This window comes from Nonomuraea fuscirosea (assembly GCF_035917475.1).
Classification (GTDB): domain Bacteria; phylum Actinomycetota; class Actinomycetes; order Streptosporangiales; family Streptosporangiaceae; genus Nonomuraea; species Nonomuraea fuscirosea.
This window is the reverse complement of the sequence record NZ_CP109074.1, coordinates 10,371,724-10,398,308: the sequence shown is the minus strand read 5'-3', so window position 1 is coordinate 10,398,308 and position 26,585 is coordinate 10,371,724. Positions and strand designations below refer to the sequence as shown.

Sequence of the window (26,585 nt, the reverse complement as noted above, 5' to 3'; positions counted from 1 at the left end):
CACTCATGAGCGGCATCTCGGGCAGCTTGGCAGGCAAAGGTGTGGTCATCACCGGAGCCGGCACAGGGATCGGCCGAGCCACGGCTCACCAGTTCGCCGCCGAGGGCGCGCAGGTGCTCATCGTCGGTCGCACCGCTGCGCGCCTGGAGGAGACCGCTGCCGCATACTCCTCGATCAGCGCTTTCGCCGCCGACGGCGCAGCAGCCGATGGGCCCGAGCGGATCGTCGAGGCGGCGATGCAGCGGCTGGGCCGAATTGATGTTCTGGTCAACAATGCGGCGATCACTCGGCCCGCCGCGCTCGGGACGATCGATCGCCGTACCGCCGAAGACCAGATCGCCACTAATCTCCTCGCCCCCATCTTCCTGGCCCAGGCCACCCTGCCGCATCTGGCCTCGGTGAGGGGGACGATCGTGAACGTGTCCTCTAATCCGCCCTGGGGCGGCTGGCCGGACAACTCGGTCTACGGCTCAACCAAGGTCGCTCTCGACTTCCTGACGGCCACCTGGGCCGTGGAGCTCGCACCCAAGGGCGTGCGTGTCGTGTCTGTGGCGCCCGGCATTACCGCCACACCCGTGCTGGCCCACGCCGGGTTCACCCAAGAGCAGATCGCCGCCGCAGGCGAGGGACTCATTGAGCGCATCCCGCTCGGCCGCATCGCCCAGCCCGCTGAGATTGCCTGGTGGATCGTGAACGTGGCGCGCCCCGAGGCCGCGTACCTCACCGGCACGGTGATTCGCGTCGACGGCGGCCTCTCCGTGGCAGCGGGGCAAAAGGCATAAGCTGGGACAGTGCTGATCGGGGAGCTGGCGCGAGCGAGCGGCGTCACCGTCCGGGCCTTACGGTATTACGAACAGCAGGGTCTGCTGCAGCCGGAACGGACCTCCAACGGGTATCGGCAGTACGACGGCAGCGCGGTGACCAAGGTCCGCAACATCCAGCTCTTGCTGTCGAACGGCTTCACCGCCCAGGACGTACGAGGCTTCCTGCCCTGCCTGGACGACGGCGAAGTCTCACTGGGACCGACTTGTCCACCCAGTGTGGAAGCGGTGACCAGAAAAATCGAGGTCTTGGACGAGCGGATCGCCGAGCTGAGCGCCGTACGAGACCGGCTCGTGCAGGCCCTGACCGGCAGCGCGACACCGCAGCAGCTCGGCACCATCGCTCGTCACCCCGCCTACACCCGCCCTGCGCGAAATTAGACCTTGGCGTGGATCCAGCCTTCCGCTCCGACAACCGCCAGAACGTCACCTCATCGATCTCCGACTGGCGGCGCCATCCTGTGAATCCGCAGCATGCAGTACCGGCCAAAGATCCGAACCCCGTACAGGCCCTCTAGGGGAGGCGCGGAATGGCGGTACCCGCCCTCACCTCCAGATTCCCCGCACCCGCGCAACGGCATCTCGAACGGACAATCCCGTCGTATCCACCCGAACATCACCCGCCGAGAACTCGCCCTGCCGCTCATGCAACTCACGAAACTCCCCAGGCGTCAGGTGCACCGGCCGAGTGCCCGCCCGCCGCTCCGCCTCACCGAACTCCACCGCGAGCTCCACGATCAGCACCTCGGGCAGGAGCTCCCGATACAACGCAGCGGTGTCGTCCGTCAGCACGTCCGCGATCACCACGTCGATGCCGTCCGCCAGCAAGTTCCCGGCCACCGCGCACCCGTTCCGCACCCCCAGCCGCCGCTGACACAGCCCTTCGGCGCCTTCCCACGGCGCGGCATGCCCACTCACGACCAGGTGACGAATGTCGTCGACGTCAATGAAGGCGGCCAACGGCCGTTCCGTGGCGACCAGACGACCCACGGTGCTCTTGCCCACCGCCGGCGCCCCCGTCAGAACCAGCGCCCGCATTCCCTACCACCGCTCATGATCTCCACGATGACCGAAACCGGATACCCTGCCAGACGTGCGGCGATTATCAACCTCCCGAACAGTCTGGCTCGCCATCACAGCGGTCCTCGCGGCGGCTGCGGCACTCCTGGTGGCACTCCTGGCGGTACGACGTACCCGGCATCTCACCCGGAACACCGCCACCCACCCCCCACCGCCGCCCACCATCCCCATCATCCGCGCCGTCCTTCGCCCCGAACCCGAGCCCGTACCCGAGCGGCCCGCCCCCGTACCGATCCTCGGCATCCCCACAGCCGCGGACCTCGAGCGCTTCGCCCCCAAGCCGTCCTTCCTGGACCGCTCTCCGTCCGACCCCCCGCCCCCACGGGCTCCCCTGACCCAGGCAACCCGCCGCCGCCTCACCCTCTGGGGCGCGCTGGCGGCCGCACTGCTTCTGCTGGCCTCGTGCACCCTGATGATCGAAAACACGGTCTACGACAGAGACCCGACGACGGAGTACGTGGACGAGGTCGACACCTCGGTCCCGGGCGAGTCGCAGGACTATCAGGGCTTCCAGGACGAGATGTGCGACCCCACGTACACGGGCAGTCAGCCGAACTGCCAGTAAGCCGCCAGGCCGGTCAACGGCGAAGTGGACCGGGCGGTCCTCGACGTCGGCCCTGAACCCCGTCCCCTCCACTGCCGCCCTACCCGGATCGACGCAACGTCAGCGACTGGAACCGCGTCTCGTCCGCTCCGACGACATGAAAGTCCACAATCTCGAATTCCCGCCCGGCGAACTCCTGCAATTCCTCATCTCCACGGAAGGAGAAGAACCGGGGAGGCCGGTGATCGTCCCCTTCGAAGATCCCCTCTCCGTGCAGCGACCCGCCGCCGTACACACCGAGAAAGAACAATCCACCAGGCCGCAGCAGCCCCCGAACGGCCTCCAGCACCGCCGGCAGATCACCGTTGGGCACGTGCAGCAGGCAGTTGAGCGCGTACGCCGCGTCGAACGACTCCGGCGCGAAGTCGAGCCGCAGAAAGTCCATGACATGGGCGTCGAGGCCCTTCTCCCGGCACAACGACACCATCGCGGGCGACAGATCGACGGCGACCACGTCCAGCCCGCTGTCCCGGAAGAACACACTGTCCTGGCCCGTCCCGGCACCGATCTCCAGCAGCCGCCCGCCGCCGTCGCCCAGGACCCGGCGCAGGAACGCTTCCCGCTCCGCCAGCTTCCACCGCTGCTTGCCCGCGCCGTCCCGCCGCTCGGCACCCCCGTCGTAGGCCGTCCGCAGGGCCCCGATCACGTCGTCATAACGCACGCTCACCAACCCATGATGAACCACAACCCCCGCGCCGTGAGCGTGCGCCGCAACCGTCAGGCGCCTCCCTTGTCACGCCGCTCGTAAATAGCGAGAGCGACAGCGCCGACCATGAACCCGATGCCGATCAGGGCACAGGAGATCGCGAATCCAGGCTCTCGCGCCACGTCCCCGAAAATCACGCCGAGAATGGCGACACCGAGCGCGATGGCGCCGGCTAACAACGCATATGCAAACAGATCGCGATCAGTCACAGGCCATCTCCGACATCGAAGCCGCACGAGATCATGAAGGGCCAGAATAGCCACCCGCCTCCCGTTCCGCCCCTGCCCGATAAGCCGATCGGCGGCCTTCCGCGGCGCGTCCAGCGTCACGATCGTCCACTACCGATACCGCGGAGCGACCATCCCCACTCCGTGGACCCCGCGGTGTGGAGCGCCGCCGAGGTCAGAGGAGTTCGACGTGGTCGCGATAGGGGTCGAGGCGGTCGTCGGAAACGTCCAGTTCGGTGACCATCAGGTCGATGCCGTCCCACGGCAGGCAGCGGGCGGCCGCCCCCGTGCCGAGCTTCTGCGAGTCCACGGCCATGACGACGTGGTCCGACAGTTCGGCCATGAGCCGCTTGATCTCGCACTCCTCGGCGCTGAACTCGCTGGTGCCGAAGTGCGGGTCCACCGCGGCGGCCGAGAGGAAGGCGCGGGCGAAGGAGAACTGCTTCAGCGCCAGGGAGGCGACCGGGCCGATGAGGCTGCCGGCGTTGGGGTCCTTCTGGCCACCGGTCAGGTACGCGTGCACGCGCGGGTCGCGGGACAGGGTCAGAAAGGTCTCGATGCCGTCGGTGACCACGGACAGGTTTTCCGAGCGGGGCATCGCCCCGGCCAGGACGCACAGCGTGGAGGAGGCGTCCATGCAGATCCCGACCCCGCCTGAAGGCACCAGACCGGCCAACTTCCGCGCGATCTCCTCCTTCGCCCGCCCGGCGCGGGTCCGGCGTGCCTCGAAGGGCTGCGCCGAGCTGACCGCGCCGCCGCGCACCCGCCGCACCAGGCCCTCGTCCTCCAGCGCCTGCAGATCCCTGCGAATCGTCATGGTGCTGACCTCGAAGCGGGCGGCCAAGTCCTCAATGCGCAGGCTGCCGCTGGACGAAAGCAGGTCGGCGAGGGCCTGACGTCTGCTTTCGAGGTTAACGGTGCTCCTGACGACCATGCCGTCCCCGTCTCCTTCGATGTTCAATGATGTCAACTGTCACACGCGTGATCCCAGCTGAAGGCAACATCCGGCTGCTGGCGTGTGAACCATAGATGATGCGGCGGAGGACTTCAAGGCCCGTCTGGCAAGGGGTCTATAGCCTCGACCAGGGTGATGTGGCCTTTGTCGCCACTGCCTGTCAGGTGTAACGAATGGGCAACATCCCCTTGACATGGTGATGTCGCTTCGTGTGATGTTCACACGAAGAAACAAGCTCAGGTCTGCTCAAGAACCGGAAGGTGGCGGGACGGTCACCGTCCGAGCAGCGAGCCTGGCCGCACACAGAGCCGTCGAGGCCCAGGGTCTGGAGATCAGTCGTGGAAGATGTGGCTTTGGAATGCCGGGATCTGGCCAAGGCATTTGGCGGCGTGCCCGTGCTGAAGGGCGTCTCCCTGACTCTCAGGGCCGGTTCCGTGACCGCGCTGGCGGGTGAGAACGGCGCCGGCAAGTCGACGATGATGAAGATCGCCTCCGGTCAGGTGAAGCCCGACCGGGGCGAGGTCCTGATGGGCGGCGAGCCGTTGCCCCAGGGGGACCCGCAGGCGGCCCACCGGCATGGTGTCGCGATCATCCCCCAGGAGCTCGCGCCCATCATGGACATGAAGGTGTACGAGAACCTGTTCATCGGGCGGGAGCTCCGCACCCGGGCCGGGCTGCTCGACCGCCGCGCGATGGCCCGCAAGGCCCGTGAGATCCTGGACGTCTTCGGCGTCGAGATCGATCCGCAGGCCACGATGCGGCGGCTGCCGGTCGGCCTGCGCCAGCTCGTGGAGATCGCGAAGAGCACGACCGGCGGTGCGAAGGTCCTCCTCCTGGACGAGCCCAGTTCCGCCATCTCCGAGCGCGAGGTCGAACGCCTGTACGCCGTGGTGGGCAAGCTGCGCGAGCAGGGCGTCGCCATGCTCTACACCACCCACAAGATGGAGGAGATTCGCGCCCTGGCCGACCATGTGGTCGTTCTGCGCGACGGAAGGCTGGTCATGGACCGGCCGATCGGCGAGATCAGCGACGACGACATCGTGCACGCGATGATCGGGCGGGAGCTGCAGGACTTCTTCCCCACGCTGCACCCGCCCGGCGACGAGATCGCCCTGCAGGTCAGCGGGCTGCACGTCAGCGGATACCCGCGGCCGGTGGACCTCACCCTGCGCCGCGGCGAGATCCTGGGGCTGGCCGGGCTCGTCGGCGCCGGGCGTACCGAGCTGCTTGAGGCGATCTTCGGCGTGCGCAGGAGCACCGAGGGCGCCATCACCGTCGCCGGCAAGCAGGTCGCACGCAACGCCCCCGCTGACGCCATCGCCCGCGGCATGGCCCTGGTTCCGGAGGACCGTAAGGGCGCCGGGGCCGTGCTGTCCATGAACGTGCTGGACAACGGCTCGCTGCCGCGCCTTTCCGGTTTCACCCTGGGCGGATGGTTGCGGCAGCGCGAGCGCACCAAAAAGGTCGGCGCCGCGATGGACTCGGTGAAGCTGCGCAGCCGCGGCCTGTCCCAGCAGGTCGGCACCTTGTCGGGCGGAAACCAGCAGAAGGTGGTCTTGGCGCGCTGGCTGACCGGCCGTGTGAACGTCCTGCTGCTCGACGAGCCGACGCGGGGCGTGGACGTCGGCGCCCGCAGCGAGATCTACCGCATCATCACCGAGCTGGCCGCCGCCGGGATGGCCGTCGTCATGGCCTCCTCCGACATGCCGGAGATCCTCAGCCTGTCGCACCGCGCGCTCGTCATGCGAGGCGGGGCGGTCGCGGGCGAGCTGAGCCGCGAGGAGTTGTCCTCGCCGCACGTCCAGGACTCGATCTTCCGGCTGGCCGCGGGCCTGAGCCGCGGCACGGCCGACCCGCCGTCCCCGAAAGAACCCCAACCCATGAAGACAGCGAGCAAGGAGGACGGCCGATGACCACGCGGGAGTCAGCGCCGCGACGACGAACGGCCGCAGGGCTCCTGGCCTGGCGCCCCTCCGGACCGTGGGTCCGCGACCAGTTGATCCGGCACGCCATGGTGGTGGTGATGCTGTTGATCATCGCGTACTTCAGCTACCGGAGCGCGCGCTTCGGCACGCCGGACAACCTGCAGACGATCGCCATCGCCGCAGCTCCCTTCGCCCTCATCGCGCTGGGACAGACGCTGGTCATCCTCACCGGCGGCATCGACCTGTCCGTGGGCAGCGTGATCGCGCTCAGCGCGATGGCCGCTGCGGCGACGGTCAAGGGCCATCCCGAACGACTGTGGTTGTCGGTCCTGGTCGCGGTGGTCGTCGGGCTCGCCGCCGGCGCGGTCAACGGGTTGCTGGTCTCCAAGGTGAACGTGCCACCCTTCATCGCCACGCTCGGCATGCTCACCACGGCGTCCGGGCTGGCGTACGTCATCGGCGGGGGCGCGCCGATCAACGGCCTGCCGGAAAACTTCGGCGAGATCGCCAACAACCAGATCCTCGGCCTGCAGATCCCCGTGATCGTCATGATCGTCGGCATCGTCGCGCTGGCCCTGATCATGAAGCGGACCTCGTACGGCATGCGCGTCTACGCGGTGGGCGGCAACCCCGTCGCCGCGCAGATCGCCGGCATCAAGACCACCCGGATCCTGTTCAGCGTCTACGCCCTGAGCGGCCTGCTCGCCGGCCTGTCCGGCGTCATGCTGGCCTCCCGGGTCATCTCCGGCCCGCCCAATCTCGGCCAAGGTTACGAACTCGACGCCATCGCCGCCGTCGTCATCGGCGGCGCCAGCCTGCTCGGCGGCCGCGGCAGCATCCTCGGCACCGCGCTCGGCCTGTTCCTGATCCAGACCCTCAACAACGGCTTGGACATCCTCGTGGTGCCCGCGTACTGGCAGAGCGTCATCAAGGGCGCCCTGATCGTCGCCGCTGTCACGGTCGACGTGTGGTCGGCCAAACGCAGGGTCTGACCACTGTCGGGCCTCTCACGTCCACCAGCGAACAACCCCCCTTGTACGAAGGAGTCTTCCATGCGCATCAAAAAGGCATTCGGCATCGCGGCGGTGAGCGTGGCCATGCTGGCCGCCTCCGCCTGTGGGGCCGGGGATCCCACGGCCAATGCCGGCAAGGCGGATTCGTCGGGCTCGGGCGGCATCCGCGTCGGCATCAGCGTCTACGACATGTCGTCCTTCATCACCGCCGGCAAGGCCGGCATCGACGCGTACGCCAAGAAGAACAACATCGAAGTCCTGTGGAACTCGGCCAACCTGGACGTCAGCACGCAGGCCAACCAGGTCGACCAGTTCATCAACGCCGGGGTCGACGCGATCATGGTCGTCCCGGTGCAGGCGGACTCGCTCGCCCCGCAGGTCTCCTCGGCCAAGGCGAAGAACATCCCGTTCCTGGCCGTCAACGCCGGGCTCGCCAGCAAGGACCTCGCCGGCACCGTGCTGCCCGACGACATCAAGGCCGGCGAGCAGGAAATGCAGATGATGGCCGACAAGCTCGGCGGCAAGGGCAACATCGTCGTGCTGCAGGGCCCGCTGGGCCAGTCGGGTGAACTGGACCGGACCAAGGGCATCGAGAACGTGCTGGCCAAGCACCCCGACATCAAGATCCTGGCCAAGGACACGGCCAACTGGAAGCGCGACGAAGCCGTCAACAAGATGAAGAACTGGCTGTCCAGCTTTGGCGACAAGATCGACGGCATCGTCGCGGAGAACGACGACATGGGCCTGGGCGCTCTTCAGGCGACCCGCGAGGCAGGCGTCAAGATTCCGATCGTCGGCGTCGACGGCATCGAGGACGGCCTGAACGCCGTCAAGAGCGGCGACTTCATCGGTACCAACCTGCAGCACGGCACCGTCGAGCTGGCCACCGGACTCGCCGTGGCAGCCAAGATCGCCAGGGGCGAGCAGGTCAACAAGAACCCCGTCTACCTGATGCCCCAGGTCACTCCCGAGAACGTGGACACCTACATGGAGCACGTCGTCACCAAGCGGGACGAGTTCCTGGCCCAGCTGCCCGAGCTGATCGAGGCCAACCTCAAGACCGGCGACATCGCCAACGAAGAACTGAAGACGGCCGGATAAGCGGGGTGCGGGTTCTCGCCCGCACCCACCTACCAGCCCGAGCAGCGCGTAGCCGAGGAGACCATCATGACCACGATGCAGGCAGCGGTCCTGCGCGGAATCCAGCAACTGGCCATCGAGGAGCGTCCCGTACCGGAACCGGGCCCCGGCGAGGTGCTGGTAAAGATCACGGCGGTGGGGGTGTGCGGCTCCGACGTGCACTACTACCAGCACGGCCGGATCGGCGACTTCGTGGTGGAACAACCCATGGTGCTCGGCCACGAGTCGGGAGGTGTCGTCGTCGGCGTGGGCGCCGGCGTGGACGCCTCCCCGATCGGCCAGCGCGTGTCCGTCGAGCCGGGCGTGCCCGACCTGACCTGCGCCGAATGCCTCGCCGGGCGGTACAACCTGTGCCCGGACATGCGGTTCTTCGCCACGCCGCCGTTCGACGGCTCCCTCGCCGAGTACGTCACCGTGCACGCGGCGTTCGCGCATCCGGTGCCGGACACCATCTCGGACGATGCGGCGGCACTGCTCGAACCGTTGTCCGTCGGCGTCTGGGCCAACCGCAAGGGGCAGGTCGGCGCCGGCAGCCGGGTCCTGATCACCGGCGCCGGCCCGATCGGGCTGGTCGCCACGCAGTGCGCCCGTGCGTACGGCGCCACCGAGATCGTGGTGGCCGACCTCAACCCGCACCGGCTCAAACTCGCCCAGGACCTGGGCGCGACCGCGACGATCAACGTGGGCGACACCTCCCTGCGTGAGGCGGGCTACGAGCCCACCGTGCTGCTGGAATGCTCCGGCCACCCCGGAGCCACCGGCGACGGCCTGCGTACGCTGGCAAGAGGGGGCCGCGCGGTGCTGGTGGGGATGGGCGATGACGGGCTGCCGTTGCCGCTCACCCACCTCCAGAGCCGCGAGATCGAGGTCACCGGCACGTTCCGCTACGCGAACACCTGGCCCACCGCCATCGCACTCGCCGCATCCGGGCGGGTCGACGTGGACACCCTCGTCACCGGTCACTTCGCGCTGGCCGACTCCGAGGCGGCCCTGCTCGCCGGCGAGCGCGACCCGTTCGCCGTCAAATCGGTGATCAATCCGCAGCGCTGACCACAGGGACGATCTGGCGAGACCGAAGGGGACAACAACCAATGACTCGTCTGTACGACGATCCCAGCACGTTCGCCGACGACATGCTCGCCGGATTCCTGGACGTGCACCAGAACAGCGTCGCGGGTGTGCCCGGCGGCGTCGTACGAGCCACTGAGACCCCGCCGGGCAAGGTCGCGGTCGTGGTCGGCGGCGGCTCCGGGCACTACCCCGCCTTCTGCGGCGTGGTCGGGCCCGGATTCGCCGACGGCGCCGTCGTCGGCAACATCTTCACCTCCCCGTCGGCGCAGGACGCGTACTCGGTGGGCAAGGCGGCGGCGGGCGACGCCGGCCTGCTCTTCTCCACCGGCAACTACGCCGGGGACGTCATGAACTTCACCCTGGCCCAGCAGCGGCTGTGCCAGGAGGGCATCGACACCCGCGTCGTGTTCGTCACCGACGACATCGCCAGCGCGCCGCCGTCGGAGGCCCACACCCGCCGCGGGATCGCCGGCGACTTCGTCGTGTTCAAGGTCGCGGGCGCCGCCGCCGAGGCGGGCTACGACCTGGATGCGGTCGAGCGGGTCGCCCGGCACGCCAACGACCGCACCCGCACCCTGGGCGTCGCCTTCGGCGGGTGCACCATGCCCGGCGGGGCCGAGCCGCTGTTCACCGTACCTCCGGGGCGGATGGGCGTCGGTCTGGGCATCCACGGTGAGCCGGGCGTGGGCGAGGACGCGCTGCCGCGGGCCGCGGATCTGGCGCGGCGGCTGGTGTCCGGAGTCCTGGCGGAGAAGCCCGCCGGGTCCGGCGACAGGGTCACCGCGATCCTGAACGGCCTCGGCACCACCAAGTACGAGGAACTGTTCGTCGTCTGGCGCACGGTGGCCGCCCTCCTCAAGGATGAGGGGCTCCAGGTCGTCGCCCCGGAGGTGGGTGAGCTGGTGACCAGCCTGGACATGGCCGGGTGCTCGCTGACCGTCGTCTTCCTCGACGAGGAGCTGGAGCGATTGTGGTGCGCGCCGACGGACACGCCGGCGTACCGGAGGGGCCGGATCGAGCCGCGTACGGCGACGCCGGACCGGCGGACCACGTCCGCGCAGGCTCTGCACACCGCCTCCGAGCGGGCGGAGGCCGTTACGGCGGTCAAACCGGGCACGCCGGGATCGCGCGCCTGCGCCCGGGTCGCCGCCGCCGGACTGGAGGCCGTCGCGGCGGCCATGGCGGAGGCCGAGGAGGAACTGGGCCGGATCGACGCGGTCGCCGGCGACGGCGACCACGGACGCGGCATGGTCAAGGGCTCGTCCGCGGCGCTCACCGCCGCCGGGGACGCGCTCGCCGCCGGAGCGGGCGCGCGGTCAGTGCTGGTCGCGGCGGGCGAGGCGTGGGCCGCCAGGGCGGGCGGCACGTCCGGCGTCCTGTGGGGCGCCGCTCTGTGCGCCATCGGCGAGCGGCTGGGCGACGACCGCGAGGAGATCGCCGACGCCGACGTGGCGGAGGCCGTACGGGCCGGACTCGACGCGCTCCAGCGCCTCGGCGGCGCGCGGCCGGGGGACAAGACCATGATCGACGCGTACGGGCCGTTCGCCGACACGCTCGCCGAACGGGTCGGTGGCGGGACGGAACTGGCCGCCGCCTGGCGCGAGGCCACCGAGGTGTGCGAGGCGGCCGCACGCGCGACCGCGGACCTGCGGCCACTGATCGGCCGGGCCCGTCCGCTCGCCGAACGCAGTGTCGGCACCCCGGACGCGGGGGCGACCTCTCTCGCCCTGTGCGCCCGCGCCGTCTCGGGCGTGCTGTCGCTCGCCACTGAGTCGCACGACACGAAGGAATTGGGGGGTCATGCCTGACAAGTGGCGGATCATCGTCGGTTGCGACGACGCCGGTCTGGAGTACAAGAACGTCCTGAAGGCCGATCTGGAGAACGACGACCGGGTGGAGAAGGTCGTCGACATCGGGGTCGGGGCCGAGGACACGACGCCATATCCGCACATCGCGGTCATGGCGGCGCGCATGGTGGCCGCCGGCGAGGCCGACCGCGCGTTGCTGGTGTGCGGCACCGGGCTGGGCGTCGCGATCAGCGCCAACAAGGTGCCCGGGATCCGCGCGGTGACGGCGCACGACAGCTTTTCCGTCGAGCGGTCCGTGCTGAGCAACAACGCCCAGATCCTGTGCTTCGGGCAGCGCGTCGTCGGACTGGAACTGGCCCGCCGCCTGGCCGGCGAATGGCTCGACTACCGCTTCGACCAGAACTCCAGCTCCGCGGCCAAGGTACGGACCCTGCTGAACTACGAGGCGGGGCACGACCAGGCCGACCAGGCCGAGACCCTGCGGCAGGGGGAAGAGCTGGTGCGTACGGCCCTGCTGAGCGCCGAACCGCGCTCGACGGGGAGCGCTCAAACCGACGGCGAGGAGTAAGTGACATGACAGCAGCGGAGCAGACACCCGACCTGAGCTTCGAGCTCACCGGCAAGGTGGCGCTGGTGACCGGCGGCGCGTCGGGGATCGGCGCGGCGATCGCGGAGACGTACGCGGTGAAGGGCGCCCGGGTCGCCGTGGTCGACATCGACGGCGAGGCGGCCCGGCAGAAGGCGATCGGCCTGGGGGAGGCGCACGCCGGGTTCGCCTGTGACGTGTCCGACCCCGCCGCCGTGCGCGCGGCGGTCGGCGCGGTCCTGGAGGCGTTCGGCCGCATCGACATCCTGGTGAACAGCGCGGGCGTCGCCATCCTGGCCCCGGCCGAGAACCTGGAGGTCAGCGCGTTCGACCGGACGATCGAGATCAACCTGAAGGGCACCTTCCTGGTGGCCCAGGAAGTCGGCCGCCACATGCTGGCCGCCGGTGGCGGGAAGATCATCAACCTGGCCTCGCAAGCGGCGACGGTCGCGCTGGACCAGCACGTGGCGTATTGCGCCTCCAAGTTCGGCGTGGTCGGCCTGTCCAAGGTGCTCGCCTCCGAATGGGCCGGCCGGGGAGTGACCGTCAACACGATCTCCCCCACCGTCGTCCTCACCGACCTGGGCCGCAAGGCGTGGGCCGGTCCCAAGGGGGACGCGCTGAAGGCACAGATCCCCACCGGCCGGTTCGCCTACCCGGGGGAGATCGCGGCGACGGCACTGTTCCTCGCCTCGAACGCCGCCGACATGATCAACGGTGCGGACATCATCGTGGACGGCGGCTACACCATCCGCTGACAGCGTCTGCGCGAGGAAGGCGACATCGCCGCGTCGGAGGCACTCGCGCCGGGCAGGGCACATGCCCCGCCTGCTGACGGACGGCGAGGCCGTCTTCACCGTGATCGACGGCGTCGAGTCGGCCGTCGGTCCGCTGAACGTGGTCATCGCCAACGCCGGCTACGGCGTGGAGGGCGTCTTCGAAGAAACCCCCTGTCGGCGGTCCGGGCCCAGTTCGAGACCAATGTGTTCGGCACCGCCGCCGCGGATCCCTGTACTTCTACTTCAGCAACAACGCCACCTAAACTCCTTCGCGTAGCGGTCCGGTCACCCATCGACAGCCAATCAGCAGCGAGGGACGATACACCAGGGACTGCCCGGGCGAAGGGAGAGCAGGGCCATGACCCGGTGGGAAGCGCACCCCGAGGTGGCCGAGGTACTGAGGAGGATTCCGGCCGCCGAGGAGAGCAGCCTGCCGATCGCGGCCGTGGGCGCGGACGAGGAGCTCATCGCGCTGCTCGACGAGGAGCGGTTCGTCCTGTTGGCACCCTGCCGGGTGATGCGGTCGGCGCGAGGGTCGGCGGTCCTCGTGGTGAGCGACAGCCATGTGCGCACCGCCGAGCTCGACGACCGCCTGCGGCCGTTCGACGTCCAGGTACTCACCCATGACGAGATCCGGGACGTGCACGTCCGCCCGGGCATCAGGAGCGACGTCGTCATCGTCACCAACTCCGGCGAGGTGGTCGCGGGCGCGCTGATGCCGGAGCAGGCCAAGGACGTGGCGCAGGAACTGCGGCGGCTGACCGGCGGCCCGCCACAGGTCAGAGACGGGTGGCGGGAACTGGCGAGCACGCTGAAAGGCACCACTTTCGACGGCACCACCCCGCTCGGTTTCGCCGTCTCCTCGCAGGATCTGCTCCTGGAGCTGGACAAGCAACGACCACCGTATCGGGCGGATCCGGTGGAGGTGGATCGGCTGATCGGGCTACTGCGCGTCGCCCTGGACCGCGGTTCCCGGGTCTCGGCGTCGGAGAGCGAGGTGTACACGGCCCGAACCGACGCCGACCGGATCAGGAGGCGGCTGCTGGACAAGCTGACGTAGATGAGCCAGGCCTACGACGTCTGGGAGGAGCTGTCCAAACTCCGGAGCCGTTGCGAGAACCTACCCAAGCTCGACAGGGAGATCGGGGCCTTCATGAAGGATCTCGACACCTGGAAACGGCAGTTAATGGACTTGGCCAGAACTCCGGAGGTCAGGCAGAACGTGTATGACCGGCTGCGAATCGTCCAGAACGCGGCCAACTCGTTCGAGGAGTGGGTGGACCCGGAGCGGCCCAGGGACGGGTTCTACGCGAACGAGCGCGACAAGATAGGGCTGGCGCTGCAGCGGAGCTTCGATGACATCGAAGAGGTCGTGAGCCTGGTCGCGCCCAGGGGCACCCTCGACCTGCGCACGCGGAGCGGTGTCTCGCTGACCGTCCCCATCCCGCCGGACGAGCGGCCGGGTGAGAGCAGGTCCGCCTAGTGAGCTGGTCCGGAAATCCGTGAGCAGTAATGGTAGATGCGATCGATGATCGGCGACGATCTCGGAGGAAGCGTGTTGGCAAACGATGGCGGATCCCAGTAGGGCTACAAACATGACTGCTGGGCCATGCCTGCCAGGTTCAACCCAGCAGCCGTAGCTCATCCTCGCGATCAGGCCTGACTCGGGAGCCGTAGTCACGCAGTTAGTCACTCAGAAGATCAAAAAAGGCCGCTTCCGATCTCCGGAAACGGCCTCTGAACTGGGTGGGGCTACCAGGACTTGAACCTGGGACCTCTTCCTTATCAGGGAAGCGCTCTAACCGTCTGAGCTATAGCCCCGCTCGCACACCGAACGTTATCGCATTCGCCCCAGGGAGGCGAACCGGTTGTTCGGACGAGAAGAGCTTACCGCGTCCGGCTGGCTGCTCGCGCCGCGCGATCAGTGCGCGCGGCGCGAGCGTCCACGCCTATTCGGCCTCGCTGAACGTCACTTCAACGCCGCCCACCAGGTCGGAGGCGATGTTGTAGATGACCGCGCCCAAGGTGGACAGGGCCGTGATCAGGACGACGTTCACGGCTCCGATCAGGGCCGTGTAGCCGAGGATGCGCACCGGCTCGAACCACGAGGCGATGTCGATCGGGATCGAGCTCTGGCCCTGCTCGCCCTTTCCGAGCTGGTTGACCAGGTCGACGATGGAGTCGAAGACGCCCAGCGCCGACAGCACGCCGTACAGGACGGCCACGGCCACGAACAGCACCACGAAGCAGACGAGGGAGACCACGAAGCTGAACTTCATGGCCGACCACGGCTCGACGCGGCGCAGGACCAGGTGTGCCTTGCGGGGGAGCCGGCCCCCCGAGGAGTTGGACGACTTCTTCTTGGGCAGTTCGATGGCCGGCGGGGCTTCGGTGGCCAGCGACGGACGCAGCCGGACGGTCTCGTTGCCCTCCGGCGGTTGCAACCCGCCAGACCCGCCGGGCCCACCGGGCCCACCAGGTCCACCAGACCCGCCACCGGGCGGAGGGCCAGGCTGAGGAGGAGGCGCGGACTTGCCGGCCTCCTGCTGTCCTGGCAGGGGCCTGCCCTGCGCGGGCGAGGTGTCCTTGCCTTCCTCGACCGGCGTGAATATTTCGGTCTCTGCGGGTTTCTTCGGTTGCTGACCGTTACCCGCAGCCGCCTTTGTCCTGGCGGTGCCACCCTGGGCGCTCATGATTTACTCTCCTCCCCCGTCTTCCTCACTCTCCATCGGAGTCTCCATGGACTCCGCGTTCCGGGCGAGGGCTACCACGCTGTCGCCTTCGGCGAGATTCATCAATCGCACTCCCATGGTCTGGCGGCCGGACTGCTTGATCTCACCGGCACTCGTCCGGATCACCCCGCCGGCGGACGTGATCGCGAAGACCTCGTCCTCTGGGTTGACCATGACGGCTCCGACCAGCTTGCCACGGGAAGATACGATTTTCGCAGTCAGCACACCCCTACCGCCACGTCCTTGAACCGGATACTGATCCACTGGCGTCCGTTTTGCGTACCCAGCCTTCGTGGCGATAAGCACATCTTGACCGTCGGCGATGCGATTCATGGCCAGAAGTTCGTCACCGTCGAGGAACCTCATGCCGATGACGCCGCTGGTCGCCCGCCCCATGGGCCGCAGGGCCTCGTCAGAGGCGGTGAACCGGATCGACTGCGCTCCCTTGGAGACGAGCAGCAGATCGTCGGACTCGGAGACCAGGCGGGCTCCGATGACCTCGTCGTCGTCCCGCAGGTTGATCGCGATCAGACCGCCGGACCTGGGGGAGTCGTACTCGGACAGGCGCGTCTTCTTGACCAGCCCGCTGCGGGTGGCGAGGACGAGGTACGGGGCGACGTTGTAGTCGCGTAGGTCGAGAACCTCCATGACTGTTTCGTCGGGCTGCATGGCGAGAAGGTTCGCCAGATGCATGCCCCGGGCGTCACGACCGGCGTCGGGCAGCTCGTAGGCCTTGACGCGGTAGACCCGGCCCTTGTTCGTGAAGAACAGCAGCCAGTGGTGGGTCGTGGTGACGAAGAAGTGGTCGACGATGTCGTCCTGGCGCAGCTGCGCGCCGCGGACGCCCTTGCCGCCGCGCTTCTGCGCCCGGTAGAGGTCGGTACGGGTGCGCTTGGCGTAGCCGCCCCTGGTGATGGTGACGACGATCTCTTCCTCGGCGATGAGGTCCTCGATCGACATGTCGCCGTCGTACGCGATGATCTCGGTCTTGCGCTCGTCGCCGTAGCGGCCGACGATCTCGGCGAGCTCGTCGTTGACGATCTCCCGCTGGCGGCTCTCGCTGGCCAGGATCGAGTTGTACTCGGCGATCTGGGTCATCAGCGCGTCGTGCTCGTCCTGGATGGCCTGCCGCTCCAGGGCGGCCAGCTTGCGCAGCTGCATGTCGAGGATGGCCTGCGCCTGGATCTCGTCGATCTCCAGCAGCCCCATGAGGCCCTGCTGGGCGTGCGAGGCGGACTCGGAGGCCCGGATCAGGGCGATGACCTCGTCGAGCCGCTCCAGGGCCTTCAGCAGGCCGCTCAGGACGTGGGCCCGCTCCTCGGCCTTGCGCAGCAGGTAGCGGGTCCTGCGGACGATGACCTCGATCTGGTGCGCCACGTAGTGACGGATGAACTGGTCGAGCCGCAGGGTCCGCGGCACGCCGTCCACCAGCGCCAGCATGTTGGCGCCGAAGGTGTCCTGGAGCTGGGTGTGCTTGTACAGGTTGTTGAGGACGACCTTGGCGACCGCGTCGCGCTTGAGCACGATGACCAGGCGCTGCCCGACCCGCGACGAGCTCTCGTCGCGGACGTCGGCGATGCCGGTCAGCTTGCCCTCACGCACCAGCTCGGCGATCTTCAGTGCGAGGTTGTCAGGATTGACCTGGTACGGGAGCTCGGTGACGACCAGAGCCTGCCGGCCCTTGTCCTCCTCGACCTCGACCACGGCCCGCATGGTGATCGAGCCGCGCCCGGTGCGGTAGGCGTCCTCGATCCCGCGCCGGCCCACGATGAGCGCCTTGGTCGGGAAGTCGGGCCCCTTGACCAGCCTCATGGCCGCTTCGAGCAGCTCTTCCTCGCTGGCCTCGGGGTTTTCCAGGGCCCACTTGACCGCGCTGGCGACCTCGCGCAGGTTGTGCGGCGGGATGTTGGTGGCCATGCCGACGGCGATGCCGCCCGAGCCGTTGACCAGCAGCTGCGGGATGCGCGCCGGCAGGACGTCGGGCTCCTGCGACTTGCCGTCGTAGTTGGGGCGGAAGTCGACGGTCTCCTTGTCGATGTCCCGCAGCATCTCCATGGCGATGGGCGCGAGCTTGCACTCGGTGTAACGCATCGCCGCCGCCGGGTCGTTGCCGGGCGAGCCGAAGTTGCCCTGCCCGTCGACCAGCGGATATCGCAGCGACCACGACTGCGCCAGGCGGACCAGCGCGTCGTAGATCGAGGTGTCGCCGTGTGGGTGGTAGGTGCCCATCACGTCGCCGACGACGCGGGCGCACTTGAAGTAGCCGCGGTCGGGACGGTAGCCACCGTCGTACATCGCGTAGAGCACCCGCCGGTGCACCGGTTTGAGCCCGTCGCGCACGTCAGGCAGCGCCCTGGACACGATGACGGACATCGCGTAGTCCATGTAACTGCGCTGCATCTCGGACTGGATGTCCACAGGCTCGATGCGGTCAGCCGGGGGAGTGGTGTTCACGTCCGTCACAGGTAAAGGTCCTTCTTGTGGCTAAACGTCGAGGAAGCGCACGTCGCGCGCGTTGCGGATGATGAAGTCGCGCCGCGCCTCCACGTCTTCCCCCATCAGCACGCTGAACAGGTCGTCGGCCTGGGCCGCGTCGTCGAGCGTGACCAGGCGCAGCAGCCGGGTCTCCGGGTTCATCGTGGTCTCCCAGAGCTGGCCGGCGTTCATCTCGCCCAGACCCTTGAAGCGCTGTACGTTGTCGCGGGGCCGCGGGTCGGGCTTGCCGTTGGCGATGCCTTCGGCGATGACCGCGTCGCGTTCGCTGTCGGAGTAGGCGTAGGAGGCGTCCTCGCCCTTCCGGTCCCACTTGATCTTGTACAGCGGCGGGCACGACAGGTAGACGTGACCTGCCTCGATCAGCGGCCTCATGAACCTGAACAGCAGCGTCAGCAGCAGCGTGTTGATGTGCTGGCCGTCGACGTCGGCGTCGGCCATGAGGATGACCTTGTGATAGCGCAGCTTGGTGATGTCGAACTCGTCGTGGACGCCGGTGCCCAGGGCGGTGATCAGCGCCTGGACCTCGTTGTTCTTCAGGACCTTGTCGATCCGCGCCTTCTCGACGTTGAGGATCTTGCCGCGGATGGGCAGGATCGCCTGGAAGCGCGAGTCGCGGCCGCCCTTGGCCGAGCCGCCGGCCGAGTCGCCCTCGACGATGAACAGCTCGCACTTCTCCGGGTCGTTCCACTGGCAGTCGGCCAGCTTGCCCGGCAGCCCGCTGCCCGATTCGAGCAGCGACTTGCGCCTGGTCAGGTCGCGGGCCTGGCGGGCCGCGATGCGGGCGCGTGAGGCCTGCAAGGACTTGTTGATGATGTCCTTGGCCTCGCCGGGGTTGCGCTCGAACCAGTCACGCAGGTGGTCGTTGCAGGCCTTCTGCACGAACGACTTCGCCTCGGTGTTGCCGAGCTTGGTCTTGGTCTGGCCCTCGAACTGCGGGTCGGACAGCTTGACCGAGATGATCGCGGTCAGCCCCTCGCGGACGTCCTCGCCGGAGAGGTTGTCGTCCTTGCCCTCCTTGAGGAACTTCTGCTCGCGCGCGTAACGGTTGACGATGGACGTCAGCGCCGCGCGGAAGCCCTCCTCGTGGGTGCCGCCCTCAGCGGTGTTGATGACGTTGGCGAAGCTGTAGACCGACTCTGAGTAGGAGTTGTTCCACTGCATGGCGATCTCGACCGCGAGCCCGTCGCTCTCCTCCTCGAAGGAGATGATCGACGCGTGCGCCGGCTCCTTCTTGGCGTTGAGGTGCTGCACGAAGTCGGCCAGGCCGCCCTCGTAGTGGTAGGAGACGGAGTGCGGCTCGCCGTTGATGTGGTCGGGCCGCTCGTCGACCAGCGTGATCGTCAGGCCCTTGTTGAGGAAGGCCATCTCCTGGAAGCGCCGCGAGAGCGTCTCGTAGTTCCAGGTGGTGGTCTCGAAGACGTCGGGGTCGGGCCAGAACGTGATCGTGGTGCCGGTCTCGTCGGTCTCCTCGCCCTTGGCCAGGGGGGCCGTGGGCTTGGACAGCTCGTAGCGCTGGCGCCAGTAGTGGCCGTTCTGCTTGACCTCCACCTCCATGGCGGTGGACAGCGCGTTGACGACGGCCGAGCCGACGCCGTGCAGGCCGCCGGAGACCGCGTACGACTGGCTGTCGAACTTGCCGCCCGCGTGCAACGTGGTCAGCACCAGTTCGACCGCGGAGATCTTCTCCACCGGGTGGATGCCGGTGGGGATGCCTCGGCCGTCGTCGACCACGCGGACGCCGTTGTCGGCGAGCAGCGTGATGTCGATCCTGGTCGCATAACCTGCCAGGGCCTCGTCCACCGCGTTGTCCACGATCTCTTGGACGAGGTGGTGGAGGCCGCGCTCACCGGTGGAGCCGATATACATACCCGGGCGCTTGCGAACCGCCTCAAGCCCCTCGAGTACGGTGATTGAGCTAGCGTCGTAGGACAACTGCGAAATCCTCCTGCCGCGGACACGCGGCTGGGTAGGCGTTCAACCTTCGAAGCTGCCCCTGCCGTGCCCGTCACCGTCGTGAGTGCCCCGATGCGCGGTCACCCGGGGGAGTCGGCTTGCTGCCGGGGTGACACGCAAGCGGACGTGTCCGGAATCCTTTTTCATTCTACCGCTTCCGGAGGGCCAAGGTGGCAATGAACGCGCCTGTGATGCCCTCTAGCTCGATTTGCCCCCTGCCGAGCATCCCCCCTCCGGAAAGGGGGCTTATCGCGTCTCCGGCGGTCTGATCGCCCTTGACAGGCTAGCCGTAGGTGTCGCCGGGACCCCGGCTTCCGGTCACCCGCAACCCGCCTGACGGCCGCGGCGCGTTCTGCGGGCCCCTGACCTTGACCTTCTTCACGGTGCCTTCGCCGAGCTCCTCGTTGAGCCTGCGGACGAGGGTGCGCGCGAGCAGCCGCACCTGCGTCGCCCACGCCGTCGAGTCGGCCGCGATCAGCACCTCGCCGTCGTCGAAGGACTCGGGTCTGGTGTGCATGGCCAGGTCAGGGCCGACGATGGTGGCCCACCGGCCGAACACCGCGCCGACCGCCGCCGACCGCTCCCAGCCGCGGTCGGCCAGCAGGTCGGCGATGGCGCGGCCGAAGAGCTGCGGGTCGCCGCCGTCTCTGCGCGGCCCCGCCGCCTTACGTCTGGGCTCGCGCCGTGGGAGCTGGCCGCGTTTGGCGGCGTCGGCCTTGGCCTGGGCCAGCTTCTCCCGCGCCAGCGCCACACCCCTGGCCGCGGTGTTCTCCCCACCGCCCCCCACAGCCTGTGGACGACCGGCCGCCGGCCCACCGGCTGCGCCCCCGCCGGCCTCCGGCTGACCGGTCCGGGACCCGGAGGCAGCCGAGCCACGAGACCCGCCCCTGGCACCGCCCGCCTGCGGGCTCTCACCCCCACGGGGCTTGCCGTCATCGGACACGGGTCACGCTCCCTTCCGCGACGTCGTACCTGCCTCCCACCAGCTCCCCCGGCACGTCGTCCGCCACGGCCGCGGTGATCAGCACCTGCTCGGCCGGCGCGACGATCTCGGCCAGCCGGCGCCGCCGCTGGCTGTCGAGCTCGGCGAACACGTCGTCGAGGATCAGCACGGGGTCGCCGCCGTCGGCCCGCAGCAGGTCGTACGCGGCCAGCCGGAGCGCCAGCGCGAACGACCACGACTCGCCGTGGCTGGCGTAGCCCCGGGCGGGCAGGTCGCCGAGGCCGAGGATCAGGTCGTCGCGGTGCGGCCCGACGAGGGTGACGCCCCGGTCGAGCTCCGACTGGCGCACCTCCAATAGCCGCTCCCGCAGACGTTCTTCAAGGGTTTTCCCCAAGTCTGTGGATAACGTCTGTGTATCGAAAGATCCCCGCTCACCGGGGACTTCGCCCTCCTGGTCACCCTCACCCTGGTCCCCACCTGTGGACAACGTGCTGCGGTAGGCGAGGGTCGCCGGAGCGCTCGACGGGGCCAACGCGGCATAGGCCCCGGCCACCAGCGGGCGCAGCGCCTCGATGAGCTCCAGCCGGGCCCGCAACAGCTCCGCGCCGTGCCGGGCGAGGTGGGCGTCCCAGACCTCCAGAGTGCTCAGCACGTCGCCCGCGCCGGCCGCCGCGAACCCGCTGTCGCCCTCCTGCCGCCGGGCGCTCCTGCTGCCTCTGCGGGCCTGCGCGGCCGTACGCAGCAGGGCGCCGCGCTGCTTCAGCACGCGGTCGTAGTCGGCGCGGACCCCGGCGAACCTGGGGGCCCTGGCCACGAGCAGGTCGTCGAGGAAGCGGCGGCGCTCGGACGGGTCGCCCTTGGACAGCGACAGGTCCTCGGGAGCGAACAGGACGGTGCGCAGCAGGCCGACGGCGTCGCGGGCCCTGGACACGGGGGAGCGGTTGAGCCGGGCGCGATTGGCCCGGCCCGGGTTGATCTCCAGCTCGATGAGCGCCCGCCGGTCGTCCCGCTGGACGGCGCAGCGCACGATCGCCCTGGTGGCGCCCTGCCGCACGAGCGGCGCGTCGCCGGCCACCCGGTGGCTGGAGTGCGTCGCGACGTAGCCGAGGGCCTCGACCAGGTTGGTCTTGCCCTGGCCGTTGGGCCCCACGAAGGCCGTGATGCCCGGCTCCAGGCCGAGCTCCACGGACGCGTAGGACCGGAAGTCGGTCAGCGAGAGGTGGGCGACATGCACCCCACGAAGGTTAGTGGGCCTCGCGGGCCGCCGGGGTCACCGGCATGCGTTCTTGTGGAAAACCCTGGCCGTTGTGGAAAACCTCGCCTCCGAGCCGACGACGCCGGGCGAACCGGCGGCCGGGGCGCCCGAGCGGTCCGGGCCGGTCAGCGGTCGAGCTCGCGCGGCGGTGTCACGTCGGCGCCGGGGGAGTCGGCGCCCTTCTCCGTGCCGCCCTCGGCCGAGGTGGTGGCGTGGCCGCCGAACTGGTTGCGCAGCGCCGCCACGACCTTCATCGCGGGGGAGTCGTCCTGCCGCGAGGCGAACCTGGCGTAGAGCGCGGCGGTGATCACGGGCAGCGGGACCGCGTGGTCGACCGCGGCCTGCACCGTCCACCGGCCCTCGCCGGAGTCCTGGGCGTAGCCGCGGAGCTGCTCCAGGTGCTCGTCGTCGTCGAGCGCTCGGACCATCAGGTCGAGCAGCCAGGAGCGGATCACGGTGCCGGTGCGCCAGCTGCTGAAGGAGCCCTTGACGTCCTTCACGACGTCGGAGGCTTCCAGCAGCTCCCAGCCCTCGGCGAAGGCCTGCATCATGCCGTATTCGATGCCGTTGTGGACCATCTTCGCGAAGTGGCCCGCGCCGACGTCGCCGGCGTGGACGAAGCCGTCCTCGCCCTCCGGCTTGAGCGTGTCGAAGATCGGCATGAGGCGGTCGACGTCGGGCTTGTCGCCGCCGCACATGAGCGCGTAGCCGTTCTGCAGGCCCCAGACGCCACCGCTCACGCCGCAGTCGACGAAGCCGATGCCCTTCTTGGACAGCTCGGCGGCGTGCTTCTGGTCATCCACATAGTGGGAGTTTCCGCCGTCGACCACGAGGTCGCCCTCGCTGAGCAGCTCGCCGAGATCGTCGATGGTGCTCTGGGTGGCCTTGCCGGCCGGGACCATGACCCAGATCGCGCGCGGTGTCTGGAGGCGTTCGGCCAGCTCCTTGAGGCTGCCGACGTCGCTGACCGCCGGATCGCGATCGTAGCCGATCACCTCGTGACCACCGCGGCGCAGCCTTTCGGCCATGTTGCCGCCCATCTTGCCCAGTCCCACCATGCCGATCTGCATGACTGTCCTCTACCCCCTTGTCAGGCTTCCATCATTCCCGACGACCGGTTCAGCCTGACAGGCGGATGGGCATGATCAGATAACGGTAGTCCGTGGTGGCTTGGTCCTCCACAGGCTTGCCACCGGTGAGGATAGCGGGCTTCGTCGACGTGGTCATCTGCAGCCGGGCGATGTCGGAGTCGATGGCTCCCAGACCTTCCAGCAGGAACTGGTGGTTGAAGGCGATGTTCATCTCATCTCCCTCGTAATCCACCGGAAGCGCCTCGACGGCCTGCGCCTCGTCGCCGCTGCCGGCCTCCAGCACGACCTCGCCGCTCTTGAACGCCAGGCGTACCGGAGTGTTGCGCTCGGCGACCAGGGCCACGCGCTTGACCGCCTCGACGAACGAGCCTGTGGACAGGTCGGCGCGGGCGGAGAACTCGGTCGGCAGCAGCGAGCGGTACTTCGGGAACTCGGGGTCGAGCAGGCGCGTCGTCGTACGGCGTCCGGCGCTGGAGAAGCCGATCATGCCCTCGCCGGTGCCTCCCGCGGAGCTCAGCGCGATCTCGACCTCGGCGCCGGTCGCGCCGAGCGCCTTGGCCGTGTCGGCGAGCGTCTTGCCGGGGATCATCGCGATGGCGGAGAAGTCGGGCTGGCCCGGCTGCCACTTGAGCTCGCGCACGGCCAGCCGGTAGCGGTCGGTCGCGGCGAGGGTCACCGTGTCGCCCTCGATCTCCATCCGTACGCCGGTGAGCATCGGCAGAGTGTCGTCGCGACCGGCGGCGACGGCGACCTGGCCGACGGCGGAGGCGAACACGTCGCTGCCGACGCGGCCCGCGGCCGGCGGCATGGCAGGCAGGGACGGGTAGTCCTCCACCGGCATGGTCAGCAGGGTGAAGCGGGCGCTGCCGCACGTGACGACGGCCTTGGCTCCGTCCACCACGAAGTCCACAGGCTGTGCGGGGAGCGCGCGCGTGATCTCGGCGAGCAGCTTGCCCGAGACCAGCACGACACCCGGCTCGCCCGTGTGGACCTCGAGCGTCACCTCGGCGGAGACCTCGTAGTCGAAACCGGAGAGCTTGAGCTGCGTCCCCTCCGTGACCTCCAGGCGCATGCCGGCGAGAACGGGAACCGACGGACGCGCCGGGAGGCTGCGTGCCGTCCATGCCACCGCCTCAGCGAGGACGTCTCGCTCGATTCGGAACATCACGGTGATCAGCCTCCTGGGTTCGTCGTTGATTCAAGGATCTCAAGGATCCACCCTCCCGGACTCGCGCTCCGGGAGAACCCCTCTATGGGTCTTTGAGTTTCCTAGTTAGAGATATAGAGGTCATCACACTAGGGGCTGTGGGAACTGTGGACAACCGGCGTCTTGGCTGGTCAGCGGCCATATTTTCATCCACTGGGGATGTGGGTGACGCCTGGGGAGAACTTCCGCGCCTGGGGACGACGATTTTTCGTGCACAGGCCGTCCCCAGATCATGGTGCCTTCATCCACCGTCAGACCGGGGTTATCCACGAGGTTTCCACAGGTTGTCCACGGGGTAAAAGCGGCCCTTCTGGAGCCCCAGATCCGTTGTTCACAGTCTGTCCACACGCTGTCCACTGGTAGTCCCCAGGTTCTCCCCAGGATGTCCCCACCCTTGTCCCCAACCAATGTGGACGGATTTTTCCCACCATTGCCGGGCGAACGGCGAGTGAATTTTTGCGTTTGCGCTGGTCCACAGCGTTTTCCACAGGCTGTGTATGAACTCAAGATCCACGCTGTGTCTGCTTGATCCGCATTGTCAGCTCGTTGACCTGGTTGTACATCGACCTGCGCTCGGCGATCAGCGACCGGATCTTGCGTTCGGCGTGCATCACGGTGGTGTGGTCGCGGCCGCCGAACTGCTGACCGATCTTCGGCAGCGACAGCTCGGTCAGCTCGCGGGCGAGGTACATCGCGATCTGCCTGGCGTTGACGAGCGCCCGGCTGCGGGAGGTGCCGCACAGGTCGTCGATGCTGATGCCGAAGTACTGGGCGGTCTGGTTCATGATCGCCGCGATGGTGATCTCGGTGTCGGACTCCGAGGTGATGAGGTCCTTCAGCACGACCTCGGCCAGCTGCAGGTCGACGCCCTGCCGGTTGAGGCTGGCGAACGCGGTGACCCTGATCAGCGCGCCCTCCAGCTCACGGATGTTGGTGGAGATGCGGCTGGCGATGTATTCGAGCACCTCGGGCGGCGCGGCCAGGCCCTCCTGGATGGCCTTCTTCCTGAGGATGGCGATGCGCGTCTCCAGCTCGGGCGGCTGGACGTCGGTGATCAGGCCCCACTCGAACCGGTTGCGCAGCCGGTCCTCCAGCGTGATGAGCTGCTTGGGCGCCCGGTCGCTGGAGATGACGATCTGCTTGTTGGCGTTGTGCAGCGTGTTGAAGGTGTGGAAGAACTCCTCCTGCGTCTGCTCCTTGCCCTCCAGGAACTGGATGTCGTCCACGAGCAGGATGTCGATCGCCCGGTAGCGGCCGCGGAAGCCGTCGGCCTTGTGGTCGCGGATGCTGTTGATGAAGTCGTTGGTGAACTCCTCGGAGCTCACGTATCTGACCCGGGCGCCGTCGTACAGGCTCTGGGCGTAATGCCCGATGGCGTGCAGCAGGTGCGTCTTGCCCAGCCCGGAGTCCCCGTAGATGAACAGCGGGTTGTACGCCTTCGCCGGCGACTCGGCCACCGCCACCGCCGCCGCGTGGGCGAAGCGATTGCTGGCACCGATGACGAATGTCTCAAATGTGTACTTCTGATTAAGCCTGGCCGGTTCGCTGGGCTTGTTGCTCTTCGCTTCCCACCGATTCGGCGCCGGTTCCGGCGTCTTCTCCACAGGCGGTGTGTACGGCTGCGCCTGTTCAAAAGAGAAGCCCTGCTGTGGATATTCGGTGGATATCTGCGGCGGCTCGGGCTGTGGAGAATAGAACTGAGGGGGCTCGGAAGCCGGGTTGTGCTGCGGTTGCGCAGGCTGTGCATAACGCAGCTGACTCTCCACACCCTGGGGATAACTCTGAGTCACAGGCTGTTGATGAGAGTCGACGGAGGGCTGTTCCGGGGCCGTGGTGTCGATCATCACGGCCAGCCGCATGGTCCGGCCGAGTTCCTGAGAGAGCGCGTGCGCGACGAGCGGGCGCAGTTTGCCCTCGATCAGGTCCTTGAGGAAGTCGTTGGGGACGCCGAGCACGATCGTGTCGTTGGCCAGGGCGATCGGACGCACCATCGACAGCCAGGTGCGCTGCTGGATCGGCACGTTCTCGTTGAGGAAGTTGCTCAGGGCGCTCGCCCATACCGTGCCGAGGTCGACACCGTTCATGGTGCGGTTCCCCTCCTCCATCTCGCGGCCCCCCGCGATCGTTTATCCACATGGCACGACCGCCCGCTGATGATCGACGGCCCTTCGTCCACACGTGTCGGCCGGGCAT

24 protein-coding genes and 1 tRNA gene are annotated in these 26,585 nt (G+C 68.3%); 12 read left to right on the top strand and 13 right to left on the bottom strand.

Going from position 1 to position 26,585, the window contains the following annotated elements:
• Window positions 1-5 precede the first annotated feature (5 nt).
• Together OIE67_RS47760 and OIE67_RS47755 are read left to right on the top strand one after the other, a co-directional pair.
• Complete coding sequence (locus OIE67_RS47760) at window positions 6-782, top strand: SDR family NAD(P)-dependent oxidoreductase (RefSeq protein ID WP_326633096.1); 777 nt, start codon at window positions 6-8, stop codon at window positions 780-782.
• Between the two features lie 9 nt (window positions 783-791).
• The gene (locus tag OIE67_RS47755) at window positions 792-1,202 is read left to right on the top strand and encodes a MerR family transcriptional regulator (protein ID WP_326633094.1); all 411 of its coding nucleotides are present in this window, start codon (window positions 792-794) and stop codon (window positions 1,200-1,202) included.
• A gap of 165 nt (window positions 1,203-1,367) precedes the next feature.
• On the opposite strand, the gene OIE67_RS47750 is transcribed toward OIE67_RS47755, so the two are convergent.
• A complete protein-coding gene (locus tag OIE67_RS47750; protein ID WP_326633092.1) occupies window positions 1,368-1,859 on the bottom strand; it encodes an ATP-binding protein in 492 nt (163 codons plus the stop codon).
• Window positions 1,860-1,914: 55 nt separating this feature from the next.
• On the opposite strand from OIE67_RS47750, the gene OIE67_RS47745 reads away from it, so the two are divergent.
• Entirely contained in the window at window positions 1,915-2,466 is a 552-nt protein-coding gene (locus OIE67_RS47745) for a hypothetical protein (protein WP_326633090.1), read from the top strand.
• Window positions 2,467-2,545: 79 nt separating this feature from the next.
• Here the strand turns inward: OIE67_RS47745 and OIE67_RS47740 are convergent, their stop codons facing one another.
• From OIE67_RS47740 to OIE67_RS47730, 3 genes are all read right to left on the bottom strand, one after another.
• The gene (locus tag OIE67_RS47740) at window positions 2,546-3,172 is read right to left on the bottom strand and encodes a class I SAM-dependent methyltransferase (protein ID WP_326633088.1); all 627 of its coding nucleotides are present in this window, start codon (window positions 3,170-3,172) and stop codon (window positions 2,546-2,548) included.
• Window positions 3,173-3,222: 50 nt separating this feature from the next.
• Window positions 3,223-3,420, bottom strand: a complete 198-nt coding sequence (locus OIE67_RS47735) for a hypothetical protein (protein ID WP_326633086.1) — start codon at window positions 3,418-3,420, stop codon at window positions 3,223-3,225.
• Between the two features lie 193 nt (window positions 3,421-3,613).
• Complete coding sequence (locus OIE67_RS47730; protein WP_326633084.1) at window positions 3,614-4,399, bottom strand: DeoR/GlpR family DNA-binding transcription regulator; 786 nt, start codon at window positions 4,397-4,399, stop codon at window positions 3,614-3,616.
• A gap of 383 nt (window positions 4,400-4,782) precedes the next feature.
• Here OIE67_RS47730 and OIE67_RS47725 point away from each other — a divergent pair, with 383 nt between their 5' ends.
• The 9 genes from OIE67_RS47725 (at window position 4,783) to OIE67_RS47685 (ending at window position 14,198) form a co-directional block, all read left to right on the top strand.
• On the top strand, window positions 4,783-6,306 hold the full coding sequence (locus OIE67_RS47725) for a sugar ABC transporter ATP-binding protein (RefSeq protein WP_326633082.1): 1,524 nt from the start codon (window positions 4,783-4,785) through the stop codon (window positions 6,304-6,306).
• Window positions 6,303-7,310, top strand: a complete 1,008-nt coding sequence (locus OIE67_RS47720; protein WP_326633080.1) for an ABC transporter permease — start codon at window positions 6,303-6,305, stop codon at window positions 7,308-7,310. Before OIE67_RS47725 ends, OIE67_RS47720 begins: the two co-directional genes overlap by 4 nt.
• A gap of 60 nt (window positions 7,311-7,370) precedes the next feature.
• Window positions 7,371-8,432, top strand: a complete 1,062-nt coding sequence (locus OIE67_RS47715) for a substrate-binding domain-containing protein (protein WP_326633078.1) — start codon at window positions 7,371-7,373, stop codon at window positions 8,430-8,432.
• A gap of 66 nt (window positions 8,433-8,498) precedes the next feature.
• Complete coding sequence (locus OIE67_RS47710; RefSeq protein ID WP_326633076.1) at window positions 8,499-9,521, top strand: NAD(P)-dependent alcohol dehydrogenase; 1,023 nt, start codon at window positions 8,499-8,501, stop codon at window positions 9,519-9,521.
• Window positions 9,522-9,562: 41 nt separating this feature from the next.
• Window positions 9,563-11,350: a dihydroxyacetone kinase family protein gene (locus tag OIE67_RS47705; protein ID WP_326633075.1), complete on the top strand. Its 1,788-nt coding sequence runs from the start codon at window positions 9,563-9,565 to the stop codon at window positions 11,348-11,350.
• Window positions 11,343-11,918 carry a ribose-5-phosphate isomerase gene (locus OIE67_RS47700; RefSeq protein ID WP_326633073.1) on the top strand — a complete coding sequence of 192 codons (576 nt, stop codon included), beginning with the start codon at window positions 11,343-11,345 and terminating at the stop codon, window positions 11,916-11,918. The genes OIE67_RS47705 and OIE67_RS47700 overlap by 8 nt, the downstream gene beginning before the upstream one ends.
• 5 nt (window positions 11,919-11,923) lie before the next feature.
• Window positions 11,924-12,694 carry an SDR family oxidoreductase gene (locus tag OIE67_RS47695; RefSeq protein ID WP_326633071.1) on the top strand — a complete coding sequence of 257 codons (771 nt, stop codon included), beginning with the start codon at window positions 11,924-11,926 and terminating at the stop codon, window positions 12,692-12,694.
• Between the two features lie 379 nt (window positions 12,695-13,073).
• Window positions 13,074-13,775, top strand: a complete 702-nt coding sequence (locus OIE67_RS47690) for a hypothetical protein (RefSeq protein WP_326633069.1) — start codon at window positions 13,074-13,076, stop codon at window positions 13,773-13,775.
• A complete protein-coding gene (locus OIE67_RS47685) occupies window positions 13,776-14,198 on the top strand; it encodes a hypothetical protein (RefSeq protein WP_326633067.1) in 423 nt (140 codons plus the stop codon). It begins immediately after the preceding gene.
• Between the two features lie 264 nt (window positions 14,199-14,462).
• Here OIE67_RS47685 and OIE67_RS47680 read toward each other — a convergent pair.
• The 9 genes from OIE67_RS47680 to dnaA form a co-directional block, all read right to left on the bottom strand.
• Window positions 14,463-14,536 (bottom strand) — tRNA-Ile (locus tag OIE67_RS47680).
• 128 nt (window positions 14,537-14,664) lie between these two features.
• Window positions 14,665-15,408 (bottom strand): DUF3566 domain-containing protein, encoded by a 744-nt coding sequence (locus OIE67_RS47675; RefSeq protein WP_407674788.1) that lies wholly within the window; start codon window positions 15,406-15,408, stop codon window positions 14,665-14,667.
• A 3-nt stretch (window positions 15,409-15,411) separates the two neighbouring features.
• Entirely contained in the window at window positions 15,412-17,910 is a 2,499-nt protein-coding gene (gene gyrA / locus OIE67_RS47670; RefSeq protein WP_326633065.1) for a DNA gyrase subunit A, read from the bottom strand.
• A gap of 21 nt (window positions 17,911-17,931) precedes the next feature.
• Window positions 17,932-19,854 carry a DNA topoisomerase (ATP-hydrolyzing) subunit B gene (gene gyrB / locus OIE67_RS47665; protein WP_407674936.1) on the bottom strand — a complete coding sequence of 641 codons (1,923 nt, stop codon included), beginning with the start codon at window positions 19,852-19,854 and terminating at the stop codon, window positions 17,932-17,934.
• 325 nt (window positions 19,855-20,179) lie between these two features.
• Window positions 20,180-20,683, bottom strand: a complete 504-nt coding sequence (locus tag OIE67_RS47660) for a DUF721 domain-containing protein (RefSeq protein WP_245956685.1) — start codon at window positions 20,681-20,683, stop codon at window positions 20,180-20,182.
• A gap of 145 nt (window positions 20,684-20,828) precedes the next feature.
• The gene (gene recF / locus OIE67_RS47655; RefSeq protein ID WP_326633059.1) at window positions 20,829-22,073 is read right to left on the bottom strand and encodes a DNA replication/repair protein RecF; all 1,245 of its coding nucleotides are present in this window, start codon (window positions 22,071-22,073) and stop codon (window positions 20,829-20,831) included.
• Window positions 22,074-22,219: 146 nt separating this feature from the next.
• Window positions 22,220-23,164 (bottom strand): phosphogluconate dehydrogenase (NAD(+)-dependent, decarboxylating), encoded by a 945-nt coding sequence (gene gnd / locus OIE67_RS47650; RefSeq protein WP_326633057.1) that lies wholly within the window; start codon window positions 23,162-23,164, stop codon window positions 22,220-22,222.
• A gap of 49 nt (window positions 23,165-23,213) precedes the next feature.
• Complete coding sequence (gene dnaN / locus OIE67_RS47645) at window positions 23,214-24,353, bottom strand: DNA polymerase III subunit beta (protein ID WP_326633055.1); 1,140 nt, start codon at window positions 24,351-24,353, stop codon at window positions 23,214-23,216.
• Between the two features lie 542 nt (window positions 24,354-24,895).
• The gene (gene dnaA, locus OIE67_RS47640) at window positions 24,896-26,476 is read right to left on the bottom strand and encodes a chromosomal replication initiator protein DnaA (protein WP_106252737.1); all 1,581 of its coding nucleotides are present in this window, start codon (window positions 26,474-26,476) and stop codon (window positions 24,896-24,898) included.
• Window positions 26,477-26,585 lie beyond the last annotated feature (109 nt).